Raw genomic sequence first — 11,035 nt, forward strand, 5'->3', positions numbered from 1 at the left:
ACTACCGTAGTTTGACACTACATACCGGAGTAATTCGGACCACTGCCACCCTCAGGAGTAACCCAATTGATGTTTTGACTTGGGTCTTTAATGTCACAGGTTTTACAGTGGATACAGTTTTGCGCGTTGATTACAAAACGTTTTTCCCCTGCATCTTCGGTGACTTCATAGACGCCAGCAGGACAGTAGCGTTGTGCTGGCTCGTCATATAACGGCAGATTGACTGCCAGTGGCACCGAGCGGTTTCCCAGTTGCAAATGACAAGGTTGGTCTTCATCGTGGGCAATATTCGCTAGATAGATGGACGATAGCCGATCAAAGGTGAGTTTATTATCCGGAGCGGGATAGCTGATCTTGGTATAGTCACAGGCCTTACCCAAGCAAGCAAAGTCGGCCTTGTCATCACGCAGTGTCAGCGGGAATCTGCCGTCAAACCAGTTCTGTTCAACAAAATTAAACGCACCACCAAGCAGCGTACCAAACTTATGTAATGCCGGACCGAAATTACGGGCACAGTAGAGTTCTTCGTATAATGAACTCTGTTCGATGCGCGTTTGAAAACAGTCCAGGTCCTTACCCGCCTCAACGCCAGCAAACATCGCTTCAGCTAGGGTTTCAGCGGCCAGCATGCCACTCTTCATGGCGGTGTGAACACCTTTGATTTTAGCAAAATTTAGCGTGCCAGCGTCACAGCCGATCAGCAAACCACCGGGAAAACTCATCTTGGGGAGCGAATTGAGTCCGCCTTTGGCTATCGCTCTAGCACCGTAACTCAGGCGTTGCCCCTGCTGCAGAATGGCGGCAATCTTCGGATGGGTCTTGTAGCGCTGAAACTCCTCAAAGGGGCTCAGATGTGGATTCTTGTAGTTGAGATCTACGATGAGTCCCACAGCCACCTGATTTTGCGCGATATGGTAAAGGAAACCACCGCCAGAAGCTTCCGTCAGCGGCCAGCCAGCCGTATGCAGCACTTTGCCCAGTTGATGTTGCGCTGCGGGGATCTGCCATATCTCTTTAAACCCGAGGGCATAATGTTGTGGACTCTTGCCGTTGTCCAAATGGAAGTGCTGGATGAGTTGTTTTCCAAGATGGCCGCGACATCCTTCAGCAAACACTGTGTATTTTGCCAGCAACTCCATGCCTGGCATATAGCTGTCTTTGGGGGAGCCATCTTTGGCAACGCCCATATCGCCGGTAATAATCCCTTTAATACTGCCATCTTCGTTAAACAGTAGTTCACTGGCGGCAAATCCCGGAAAAATTTCTGCCCCCAACGCTTCGGCTTGCTCCGCCAGCCAGCGACACAGATTGCCTGCACTGATGATGTAATTGCCATCGTTGGTCATGGTTTTCGGGATCAGTGAATGCGGCATTTCTCTGGCACTTGTGGGGGACTGCAACAACAGGAACTCATCGCTGCTAACCGCTGTGTCCAGCGGTGCCCCCAAACTCTTCCAGTCACCAAACAACTCTTCCAGCACTGTTGGCTCAAATACTGCGCCGGACATAATATGCGCGCCGACTTCGGCACCTTTTTCCACCACACATACGCTAAGGGGCGTTTCCGCATCTTTGGCGATTTGCAGTAAACGGCATGCAGTCGCCAATCCAGCTGGGCCTGCACCGACAATCACAACATCGAATTCCATGGATTCGCGTTCCATCATTGTTTCTTATCCTTCGCCTCGTGTTAACGGGATGTTGGTTTATGTCCCCAACCATACCCGAAAATTTGGTTGACGCACAGCGTTTGACTAGGGGGAGTTATAGTGGACTTTAGTCACAGATCCTGCCTTTCTCTTATCAACAGTCTCTTTTAGGGTTTTGGTGAAGGGCCATTTGCATCTATACTAAGGACTGACGGTTCTCCGAGCTCAGGTCCCTACGTCACGACAGATAAGGGGCTTAAGCCGTGGCATTTTGCCACCGGGGTAAGAGTAGAAATGCGCTTGCCTCCCCTTGTTTTGGAAAGGTGATCATGTCCCAGCAGTTACAAGACGATTTCGGTCGGCGATTCCATTATCTGCGAATGTCAGTGACTGACGTTTGCAATTTCAAATGCAGCTATTGTTTGCCCGATGGCTATCATCCCAATGGCAAGCAATCCTTTTTGACACTCAGTGAAATTGAGCATCTGGTGGCGGCTTTTGCCAAGGTCGGTACCCGTAAAGTGCGCATTACCGGCGGTGAGCCAACGCTGCGCAAAGACTTTACCGATATTGTACGACTTTTAGCTGACAACGATGCGATTCATACCATTGCTACCACGACTAACGGGTATCGGTTAGAGAAAAATGCGCAAGAGTGGTATGACGCGGGTCTGCGGCGCATCAATATTTCTGTCGATAGCTTGGATCCGCGGATGTTTTATCAGATCACCGGTGAAAACCGCTTTGATCAGGTGATGCGTGGTGTTGATGCAGCGCTCAACGCCGGTTTTGAGCGGGTAAAAATCAATGCCGTGTTGCTGAAAGACCTGAACGATAAAGATTTGCCGCGTTTTCTGCACTGGATCAAACATACACCTATCGATTTACGCTTTATTGAGCTGATGGAAACAGGCTTGGGCCATGAATATTTTCAGGCACATCATCTGGCGGGTGAAGCCATTAAAGGTCGATTGATGGCGGAAGGTTGGTTATACGACCAGCCATCAGCGGAAGATGGGCCAGCGCAAAATTTCAGTCATCCAGATTATCAGGGTCGTATCGGCCTGATCATGCCGTACTCCAAGGACTTCTGTGCCAGCTGTAATCGCTTGCGGGTGTCTGCTGTTGGCAAGCTGCACTTGTGTCTGTTTACTGAACAGGGGCTGGATCTGCGGGACTTGCTACAGTCAACCGCGCAACAGCCAGCGTTGATTGAACGGTTGCATCAGCAGTTACATTTGAAGAAAGAAACCCATTTCCTGCATCAAGGGATTACTGGCGTTACCCAGCATCTGGCCTCTATCGGCGGTTAATGCGTTAGGTGGATAACCGCCGCATTTTGAACGACAAATTAAGGCAGCTTTTTGATGAGCGACACATTTACCCATATCAATGCCGATGGTAACGCCCACATGGTAGACGTTACTGCCAAGTCGGAAACTGAACGTGAGGCCCGCGCCGAAGCTTATGTCGAGATGGCACCGGCAACACTGGAGATGATCGTCAGCGGTAAGCACCATAAAGGCGATGTATTTGCCACTGCCCGCATTGCAGGCATTATGGCGGCTAAAAAAACCTCAGAGCTGATCCCCTTGTGCCATCCGTTGATGCTGACCAAAGTCGAGGTGGATCTGGAAGCACAACCGCAATTTAACCGAGTGTGGATCACCAGTCGCTGCAAATTATCCGGTAAAACCGGTGTGGAAATGGAAGCACTGACGGCCGCCTCTGTCGCGGCGTTGACCATCTACGACATGTGTAAAGCGGTGCAGAAAGATATGCATATTACCGGCATCCGCCTGCTGGAAAAAAGCGGTGGTAAATCAGGACATTTTAAGGTGTAGCCCATGATTAATGTATTGTTTTTTGCCCAAATCAGAGAGTTACTCGGTACGCCTTCCATTCAGTTGGAAGCTGGTGAACACGTTGCCACCACCGCAGCATTACGGACTCACCTGGCTGCCAAAAATGAGAAATGGGCGCGGGCATTAGAGTCTGACAAACTTCTGGTGGCTGTTAACCAGACGCTGAGCAACTGGCATGCGGAGGTTAATGACGGTGATGAAGTGGCGTTTTTCCCACCGGTGACCGGGGGCTAACGATGCAAGATAGGATTGTGGTACAACAACAGGATTTTGATGTTCCGGCAGAATATGCCCGTATTGCTACCGACAACAGTGATGGCGCGATTGTGACCTTTGTCGGCAAGGTGCGGGATTTTAACGATGGCAGTGCCGTGACTGATCTGACGCTGGAGCATTATCCGGGCATGACCGAAGCGGTGTTACAGCAGATCACGGCTCAAGCCCATGAGCGTTGGCCGCTGAATTTTGTCACTATTATTCATCGTGTTGGCACTATGACATTAGGTGAGCAGATCGTGTTTATCGGTGTCAGCAGTGCACATCGTAAAGCGGCGTTCGCCGCTTGTGAATTCTTGATCGATTTTTTGAAAACCAAGGCCCCTTTCTGGAAATTAGAAGGCGCTGGTGCTAACAAGCGCTGGGTGGACGCGCGGGATGCTGATGAACAGGCGGCGCAAGCCTGGGAACAGGATAATTAAGCATGGCTTGGCTGTGGCGTTCGCTAGCACTGTTATTGCTGATCTGTGGCAGTCCCTGGGTGGCCGCTGAAGTCCCCAATATTGCCGCTGCGGCCAATATCAAGTTTGCCATGGAGCAGATTGTTAAAAACTATCAGCAGCAAACTGGCAAACAATTGCGCGTTTCCTATGGTTCCTCGGGTAATTTTGTGGCGCAGATTAAACATGGTGCGCCGTTTCAACTGTTTTTGTCGGCAGATGAAAAATATGTGGCAGCACTGGCATCTGCCAAGGTAACTGCCGATAACGGGGTGGTCTATGCCTATGGCCGATTAGCCTTGGTGGCACCCAATAACTCACCGTTGACTCTCGATACTGACCTGTCAGGACTGACACAACTACTGCAAAGTGGACAACTAACACGGTTTGCCATTGCCAACCCTGAACATGCGCCTTATGGTGAGCGCGCCCGTCAGTTATTACAACAAAAGGGGTTATGGCAAGCGCTACAGCCTTCAATTGTTTATGGCGAAAACGTCTCGCAAGCCGCCCAGTTTGCGCTCAGTGGCTCCACTCAAGGGGGCATTGTTGCCTTGTCACTGGCAATGGCTCCGCAGTTTCGCGAACGTGGGCGATACGTGGCGTTGCCAGACGAGCAACACCACCCGTTGACGCAACGTATGGTGTTGCTTAAAGGCGCGGGTGATGTTGCCCAAGACTTTTATCGTTACCTGCAAAGCGAACCTGCTCGAGCAGTGTTCCGCGCCTATGGTTTTGCGCTGCCAGAAGAGGGCCATTGATGGACTGGCAGTCACTGTGGTTGTCGATCAAACTGGCCGCCATCAGTGTGCTGATACTGATCCCGCTGGCCGTGATTATTGCGAGGCCGCTGGCCTACGAGCGTTTCCCCGGTAAGTCCTGGTTAGAAGCCTTGATTATGGTGCCGTTGGTGCTACCGCCAACGGTCATCGGCTATTACTTGTTGGTCAGCTTGGGCAGTGACAGCTTTATCGGCCAACTGCTGCAACAATATTTTGATGTGCAGTTGGTGTTCCATTTTTCTGGTCTGGTACTGGCGTCAGTGCTGGTCAATATTCCATTTGCTGTACAACCCATTCAGCGTTCATTTGAGGCGATCCCCCAAGAGGTGCGCGATGCCAGTGCCTGCTGTGGTATGGGGCGTCTGAAACAGCTGTTTCGGGTGGAACTGCCGCTGGCATGGCCGGGAATTCTCACTGCATTAGTTTTGTGTTTTTCTCATGTGCTGGGCGAATTTGGCGTCGTGCTGATGATGGGCGGTTCCATCGCCGGAGAGACTAAAACTATCTCCATTGCGATTTACGATAATGTGCAGGCGTTTGATTTCAGTGCTGCCGGTAATATGTCATTGCTGTTGCTTTTATTTGCTATCTCCACGCTGGCATTGACTACGGCACTGTCGCGGCGGATGGAGCGTCATCGATGAAGGCTCGCGGCGATCTGCACGTGCATATTTCACAGATGAATGGTATTCCGCTGCAGGCCGAGTTTAGCTGCCGCGCCGGTGAATTACTCGCTGTTGTTGGCCCATCTGGCGGTGGTAAGACAACCTTGCTGCGGATGATTGCCGGACTCAACCAGCCACAATCCGGTGAAATCCGTTGTGGCGAACAGTTGTGGTTTGCTGACGGAATTAACCTGTCACCACAACAACGTCATCTGGGCTACGTGCCACAGCACTATGGTTTGTTCCCCAATCTCAGCGCACAGGCTAATGTGATGGCGGGTCTTGACCATCTACCCAAATCACAACGGCGACAACGAGCGCTACAGTGGCTGGAACGGGTAAATCTGCAGGGATTACCCGAGCGGTTGCCACATCAGTTATCTGGTGGGCAGAAACAGCGGGTGGCGCTGGCGCGGGCATTGGCGCGAGAGCCTTCGGTATTATTGCTGGATGAACCTTTTTCGGCATTGGATCGAGAAACTCGTGAGCGCTTATATATTGAGCTGGCGCGTTTGAAGAGTCAGTTACAGATCCCGGTTATCATGGTGACCCATGATATTAACGAAGCCTTGCTGCTGGCGGATAAACTGGTATTGATCAGTCAGGGGCAGATGCTGCAGCAGGGGGAGCCACGGCAGGTGTTACTTAAGCCGCGTAATGAAGCTGTGGCGCGGCAGATGGGCTTGCGTAATATCTTTGATGCCAAGGTATTACCGTATGACGAGCAGCAGCAACTGCAGTGGTTACAGTTTGGCGAACAGAAAATTGCCTGTAACACCGATGCGCGTCAACGTTGTGGTGAGCATGTGCGCTGGGTGATCCCCAACCAGGGCATCCGCTTTAACGCCATCAGCAGCGGCCGCTTGAGCCGCAGTTACAACAAGCTGTGGGTCACTATTGACTCGTTGCTGGTGATGGGGGAATCCGTGCGCTTAGTGGCGAGTATTGCCGGTATTGCCTATCAGCTGCATGCCGAGGTGCCATTGCATCTGGTGCAGAAATTGGCCCTTGCGGAAGGCTTGCAAACGGAAGTCGCCCTGAAATCTGACCTTATCCACTTGCTGGAACATGAACCTGCCTGCATATCCTCCGACAGATGATCAAAACTTAATCTTGTTTCCATGCAGGTTTAAAGCAACCTTCCGTATACTAAATTGCCCAATATTTCAGGAGGTATGCATGATGACCAAAAGAATTTGCGGGTTATTAGGCGCGTTACTGGTCGTTGCTGCACCGGCAATGGCGAGTGCCTCGGTGACAACAGCGCAAGCTGCCAAGGGTGCAGACCTTGATACACAGGTAGCGTTGCAAGGTTATCTGATCAAGGCGCTGGGTGGCGAACATTATCTGTTTCGCGATCAGAGTGGTGAACTGAAAGTCGAAATTGACAATGCGTTATGGCGTCATATTGACGTCAAAGGTGATACACCACTGACACTGACGGGCAAAGTCGGCAATACCCGCTTCGGTCCAGAAGTGGAAATTGACCATATGCAATTGGCTGATAACCATTAAATGAATGTAAAAAAAGCGATTTCTACGGCAGTCTGCTTGGATGGAGGCGACATGAGGCTGATATTGGCAACCCTGTTGTTGTGGTGTTCTGCTGCATTCGCAGCGCCATCGCCGATGCTCAGCTTATTCAGAGATGGTCAGCATTTGGTTCCGGCTGCCGCGATTGCCAGTGCCGAAGCGCAGAATCTGGGTGAGATCATTGAATTTATTGCTGAAATCAACGACGGTAAACTGGTATATCGGTTTACACTGGTTGACCCCCGTAGCCGTAATCAAAGTGAACTGACCTTGGATGGCGTTGACGGCAAAGTGCTCAACAACCACATGCGCAGGCTTGCCAAGGATGCTTCCCCTTTGGCGCTAGCGCTGATGTTACAGCAACGCCAGCAGCGGTTTTCCATGCTGACCCAGTTAGCCTTAGTTCACAACAATGGTTATTTGCAACAGGCGGAGTTGGATCAAGACTTAGGGATCAGTTATCTAGAACTTAAAGTGCTGGATGAAAATGGCAGCCACAAACTTGCATATGACATTGAACATCAGCGGCAATTGCCGTTACTGAAATGGGATTAACAGATGAAGATATTACTGGTCGAAGATGACGCCACCACCCAGGAATATATCGTCAAGGGCTTCTTAGAACAGGGCCACAGTATCGAAACTGCCGCCGATGGTCAGCAGGGCTTGATGTTGGCGACGACAGGGCAGTTTGAATTGCTGATCCTCGATCGTATGTTACCTGGGCTCGATGGCTTGAAACTGCTGGCAGCGCTACGGGCTACCGGCGATCAAACACCGGTGTTGATCCTGTCCGCGCTGAGTCATGTGGATGAACGGGTTAAAGGGTTGCGCGCCGGTGGTGATGATTACATGACCAAGCCGTTTGCTTTTTCTGAATTGCTCGTGCGTGCAGAAAAACTGATGCAACGTGGGCAATCACAACCGGCGAAAACTGACTTACGAGTCGGGCCATTACGCATGGAATTACTGACCCGCACCGTCACCCTCAATGAAGAAGAACTGTTGCTGCAGCCAAAGGAGTTTTTGTTGCTGAAGTACCTGATGGAACACGCCAATCAGGTGGTCAGTCGCACATTGTTATTTGAGGCGGTATGGGATTATCACTTCGACCCGCGCACTAATGTCATCGATGTTCACATCGCCAAACTGCGGCGTAAATTTGAAGATCTTGGGCATGGCGAGCTGATCGAAACCATACGAGGTGCTGGCTATCGTCTCCGCAAAGGTTATTAAGCCCTTTAGAAGCAGTGCTTGGCGCATTACCGTTATTTTCTCGGTGCTGGTGATGTTAATCATCGGCACCTTGCTGCTGGTGTTGTATCGCCAACTGGTGACGGAGCAGCAGGCTCAAGTTCGGCAACATCTATTATCAGAAGCCCAGCGCTATCAGCAGCTATCTCTGACCGTCGATCGGCGAGCATTTGCGGCACAGATCCGCGCCTCAGATTCACGCACCGCATTAATTGCCTGGCAAGGCGGAGTAGAAATGGTCGGCTCATTGACATTGATGCCGGAAAACATGCCGCTATTGCCCAATACCCGCGAATTTCCGATATTTACCGGTGGCCCGGAAAAGCTGCATATTCTCACCGGCGGCGTGGTGATGACCCGCTATGGCCCCGTGTTAATCGCCACCCGCACCGACCATTTGGCGGCGCTGATCGATAAGTTTGTCAGCGCGGCATTAACTGCGTTGGCGCTGACTATTGTGTTGGCGCTGGTGGTGGGCTACCTGTTCTCCAAAGGGTTACTCAGCCGCTTGGTCCATTACAACCGTTTGAGTGAACGTATTGAAAAAGGCTATTACAACACGCGACTGCCTGTCAGTGGCAAGCAGGATGAGTTTGATCTGCTGGCGGCGCAATTTAACCGGGTGCTGGACACGCTGGAGCATAACCTGCACGCAGTGCGGGGAGTGACCGATAACATTGCCCACGATATGCGCACACCACTGTCGCATTTGCGTATCGGGCTGGAGCAGTTGCCCTATCAGCCACCGGAACGTTTAGCCGAACGTTGCGGCGAACTGACCGATGAGTTGGATCACTGTCTGGCAACCTTTAACGCTATGCTGTCACTGACGCGTATTGAAGAAGGCCAGCAGGCGTTGGAATTACAACCGGTGAGTTTGCATGAGCTGTGTACCGACTTGCGGGAAATGGCAGAAGCTCTGGCGGAAGAGCGCCAACAAACACTAACGCTGGAAACCAACGAGGATTGTGTTATTTCTGGCGATAAGCATCTGTTATTTCAAGCGCTGTTCAATTTGGTGGATAACGCCATCAAATATGCGGGTGAGGGCGCCAGTATCTGTATTCGCCAACGCGGTGGCAGTATTGAGATCAGTGACAATGGCCCTGGTATCCCGGAAGCCGCCCGTGAAAAGGTGTTTGAACGCTTGGTGCGGCTTGATCCCAGTCGACATGAGCAGGGCAGTGGTTTGGGTTTATCTATGGTAAAAGCGATTTTATCGCGCCATCATGCGACAATTAACCTCACCGATAACCAGCCAGGACTGAAAGTTATCCTTAACTTCCCGCGCGCCTGAATAGCCGATGGACAGAAGCACCCTTCATGACCAGCCCTGATAACTATCGTCTGCTCGCGACTGAGGCGGATTTCATTGTGGTGGATAAAGCCCCGGCCGTGCACTTCCACAGTCAGGATGGCACTGCCGGGCTGGTGGCGCAGTTAGAAGCCGACTTAAACATCAAGCTGTATCCGGTGCATCGGCTCGATACCATGACGTCAGGATTGTTGCTGCTGGCGCGATCTTCTGCCGCCGCCGCTGGATTTACCGCCATGTTTAGCCAGCACCAGGTGCAGAAATACTATCTGGCACTGGCGGCCGGTAAGCCGAAGAAAAAACAGGGTTGGGTGATTGGCGATATGGGCAAGTCGCGTCGCGGCATGTATAAACTGCTGCGAACTACCGCCAATCCTGCGATTACACAGTTTTTTAGCCAGTCGGTGGCTGAGGGGTTGCGACTGTATCTGCTAAAACCCTTGAGTGGTAAAACCCACCAACTGCGGGTGGCACTGAGTAGTCTGGGCGTGCCAATCCTCGGCGATAGCTTGTACGGTGACGCTCAAACCATTACTGATCGTGGTTATCTGCACGCCTATGGTTTGGAGTTCCATTGGCAAGGGCAGGTGTTTCGCTATCTGTGTCCGCCGCAAACAGGCTGTCAGTTTCAAACGCCCGCAGTTGCCAACCAGTTGCAAGTTTGGGGTGAGCCTTGGTCGCTCAACTGGCCGCAGCGCTAGCGGCAATTGTGCTACCTGAGCACAATTGCCATTCCGTCCAATTTCACTGGTCTCAAGTGTTGTTGTCAGAAAGCTCAATACGGCGCGTTCACCACCACAAATTGCTTACCACCATCCAACGGTAAGTACCAAATACCATTCGCGCAATAATATAACCGTCCGTCATAGGCGACTTTTTTGGTCACCCCGGCAATCACATCTACTACGGTGCCTGGTGTTAGGGTGCTGCTGCCTGTTACAACGGTTGGAGTACTGACCATGGTATAGTTGCCAGCGGGAGGATTCTGGACATAAATGTACTGATCTCCACTCTGGCGATAATAGTTGTCCCCCACGATAGCGTAAGTAATCCCTGCAAATACCGCGAAAGTTGCCAAATCCGCCAGCGCATTGCCGTGATAGGACATCACATGCGGTGCTGAACGGTGTGAATCGCCACTGATTTCCTAGACACCTTTTAGTTAGATAAACTAGCTAAAAAAGAGGTGTCCATGAGCCATAAACGTTACCCCGAACAATTCAAAATCGAAGCGGTTAAACAAGTCACTGTTGCCG

Annotated in this window: 14 protein-coding genes and 1 riboswitch; of the genes, 12 read left to right on the forward strand and 2 right to left on the reverse strand. The window is 51.4% G+C overall.

Annotated elements, in window-relative coordinates; all coding sequences use genetic code 11:
• Positions 1 to 17: 17 nt before the first annotated feature.
• Positions 18 to 1,664, reverse strand: a complete 1,647-nt coding sequence (locus tag J3L11_RS12770) for an electron transfer flavoprotein-ubiquinone oxidoreductase (RefSeq protein WP_207571246.1) — start codon at positions 1,662 to 1,664, stop codon at positions 18 to 20.
• Between the two features lie 190 nt (positions 1,665 to 1,854).
• A riboswitch (molybdenum cofactor riboswitch) is annotated at positions 1,855 to 1,991 on the forward strand.
• Here J3L11_RS12770 and moaA point away from each other — a divergent pair.
• The 12 genes from moaA to J3L11_RS12830 all read left to right on the forward strand — a co-directional run bounded on the left by moaA (position 1,979) and on the right by J3L11_RS12830 (position 10,480).
• Complete coding sequence (moaA, locus tag J3L11_RS12775) at positions 1,979 to 2,962, forward strand: GTP 3',8-cyclase MoaA (RefSeq protein ID WP_189617701.1); 984 nt, start codon at positions 1,979 to 1,981, stop codon at positions 2,960 to 2,962. (Overlaps the previous riboswitch by 13 nt.)
• Positions 2,963 to 3,016: 54 nt before the next feature.
• Positions 3,017 to 3,493 carry a cyclic pyranopterin monophosphate synthase MoaC gene (gene moaC / locus J3L11_RS12780; RefSeq protein WP_189617700.1) on the forward strand — a complete coding sequence of 159 codons (477 nt, stop codon included), beginning with the start codon at positions 3,017 to 3,019 and terminating at the stop codon, positions 3,491 to 3,493.
• 3 nt (positions 3,494 to 3,496) lie between these two features.
• On the forward strand, positions 3,497 to 3,748 hold the full coding sequence (gene moaD, locus J3L11_RS12785) for a molybdopterin synthase sulfur carrier subunit (protein WP_133038924.1): 252 nt from the start codon (positions 3,497 to 3,499) through the stop codon (positions 3,746 to 3,748).
• A gap of 2 nt (positions 3,749 to 3,750) precedes the next feature.
• On the forward strand, positions 3,751 to 4,212 hold the full coding sequence (gene moaE / locus J3L11_RS12790) for a molybdopterin synthase catalytic subunit MoaE (protein WP_207571239.1): 462 nt from the start codon (positions 3,751 to 3,753) through the stop codon (positions 4,210 to 4,212).
• 2 nt (positions 4,213 to 4,214) lie between these two features.
• Positions 4,215 to 4,991 carry a molybdate ABC transporter substrate-binding protein gene (modA, locus tag J3L11_RS12795; protein ID WP_189617698.1) on the forward strand — a complete coding sequence of 259 codons (777 nt, stop codon included), beginning with the start codon at positions 4,215 to 4,217 and terminating at the stop codon, positions 4,989 to 4,991.
• Positions 4,991 to 5,656 (forward strand): molybdate ABC transporter permease subunit, encoded by a 666-nt coding sequence (modB, locus tag J3L11_RS12800; protein ID WP_133038927.1) that lies wholly within the window; start codon positions 4,991 to 4,993, stop codon positions 5,654 to 5,656. Before modA ends, modB begins: the two co-directional genes overlap by 1 nt.
• Positions 5,653 to 6,777 carry an ABC transporter ATP-binding protein gene (locus tag J3L11_RS12805; protein WP_207571240.1) on the forward strand — a complete coding sequence of 375 codons (1,125 nt, stop codon included), beginning with the start codon at positions 5,653 to 5,655 and terminating at the stop codon, positions 6,775 to 6,777. Before modB ends, J3L11_RS12805 begins: the two co-directional genes overlap by 4 nt.
• Positions 6,778 to 6,856: 79 nt before the next feature.
• Positions 6,857 to 7,192 (forward strand): NirD/YgiW/YdeI family stress tolerance protein, encoded by a 336-nt coding sequence (locus J3L11_RS12810; RefSeq protein ID WP_165900108.1) that lies wholly within the window; start codon positions 6,857 to 6,859, stop codon positions 7,190 to 7,192.
• A 51-nt stretch (positions 7,193 to 7,243) separates the two neighbouring features.
• Positions 7,244 to 7,765: a PepSY domain-containing protein gene (locus tag J3L11_RS12815; RefSeq protein ID WP_207571241.1), complete on the forward strand. Its 522-nt coding sequence runs from the start codon at positions 7,244 to 7,246 to the stop codon at positions 7,763 to 7,765.
• 3 nt (positions 7,766 to 7,768) lie between these two features.
• A complete protein-coding gene (locus J3L11_RS12820; protein WP_133038931.1) occupies positions 7,769 to 8,446 on the forward strand; it encodes a response regulator transcription factor in 678 nt (225 codons plus the stop codon).
• Positions 8,447 to 8,495: 49 nt separating this feature from the next.
• Positions 8,496 to 9,761: a HAMP domain-containing sensor histidine kinase gene (locus J3L11_RS12825; protein ID WP_207571247.1), complete on the forward strand. Its 1,266-nt coding sequence runs from the start codon at positions 8,496 to 8,498 to the stop codon at positions 9,759 to 9,761.
• A 26-nt stretch (positions 9,762 to 9,787) separates the two neighbouring features.
• Positions 9,788 to 10,480: a TIGR01621 family pseudouridine synthase gene (locus J3L11_RS12830; protein ID WP_207571242.1), complete on the forward strand. Its 693-nt coding sequence runs from the start codon at positions 9,788 to 9,790 to the stop codon at positions 10,478 to 10,480.
• Positions 10,481 to 10,554: 74 nt separating this feature from the next.
• On the opposite strand, the gene J3L11_RS12835 is transcribed toward J3L11_RS12830, so the two are convergent.
• On the reverse strand, positions 10,555 to 10,890 hold the full coding sequence (locus tag J3L11_RS12835) for a hypothetical protein (RefSeq protein WP_207571243.1): 336 nt from the start codon (positions 10,888 to 10,890) through the stop codon (positions 10,555 to 10,557).
• Positions 10,891 to 11,035 lie beyond the last annotated feature (145 nt).

Origin of the sequence: Shewanella sp. 4t3-1-2LB (genome assembly GCF_017368415.1) — a bacterium.
GTDB lineage: Bacteria > Pseudomonadota > Gammaproteobacteria > Enterobacterales > Shewanellaceae > Shewanella > Shewanella fodinae.

Excerpts from the sequence above, each read along its gene's own strand:
- modA (WP_189617698.1), top strand. The coding sequence starts at position 4,215 with ATGGCTTGGCTGTGGCGTTCGCTAGCACTGTTATTGCTGATCTGTGGC.
- J3L11_RS12815 (WP_207571241.1), top strand. The coding sequence starts at position 7,244 with ATGAGGCTGATATTGGCAACCCTGTTGTTGTGGTGTTCTGCTGCATTC.
- J3L11_RS12805 (WP_207571240.1), top strand. The coding sequence starts at position 5,653 with ATGAAGGCTCGCGGCGATCTGCACGTGCATATTTCACAGATGAATGGT.
- J3L11_RS12810 (WP_165900108.1), top strand. The coding sequence starts at position 6,857 with ATGATGACCAAAAGAATTTGCGGGTTATTAGGCGCGTTACTGGTCGTT.
- J3L11_RS12820 (WP_133038931.1), top strand. The coding sequence starts at position 7,769 with ATGAAGATATTACTGGTCGAAGATGACGCCACCACCCAGGAATATATC.
- moaD (WP_133038924.1), top strand. The coding sequence starts at position 3,497 with ATGATTAATGTATTGTTTTTTGCCCAAATCAGAGAGTTACTCGGTACG.
- J3L11_RS12830 (WP_207571242.1), top strand. The coding sequence starts at position 9,788 with ATGACCAGCCCTGATAACTATCGTCTGCTCGCGACTGAGGCGGATTTC.
- J3L11_RS12770 (WP_207571246.1), bottom strand. The coding sequence starts at position 1,664 with ATGGAACGCGAATCCATGGAATTCGATGTTGTGATTGTCGGTGCAGGC.
- moaE (WP_207571239.1), top strand. The coding sequence starts at position 3,751 with ATGCAAGATAGGATTGTGGTACAACAACAGGATTTTGATGTTCCGGCA.
- moaC (WP_189617700.1), top strand. The coding sequence starts at position 3,017 with ATGAGCGACACATTTACCCATATCAATGCCGATGGTAACGCCCACATG.
- moaA (WP_189617701.1), top strand. The coding sequence starts at position 1,979 with ATGTCCCAGCAGTTACAAGACGATTTCGGTCGGCGATTCCATTATCTG.
- modB (WP_133038927.1), top strand. The coding sequence starts at position 4,991 with ATGGACTGGCAGTCACTGTGGTTGTCGATCAAACTGGCCGCCATCAGT.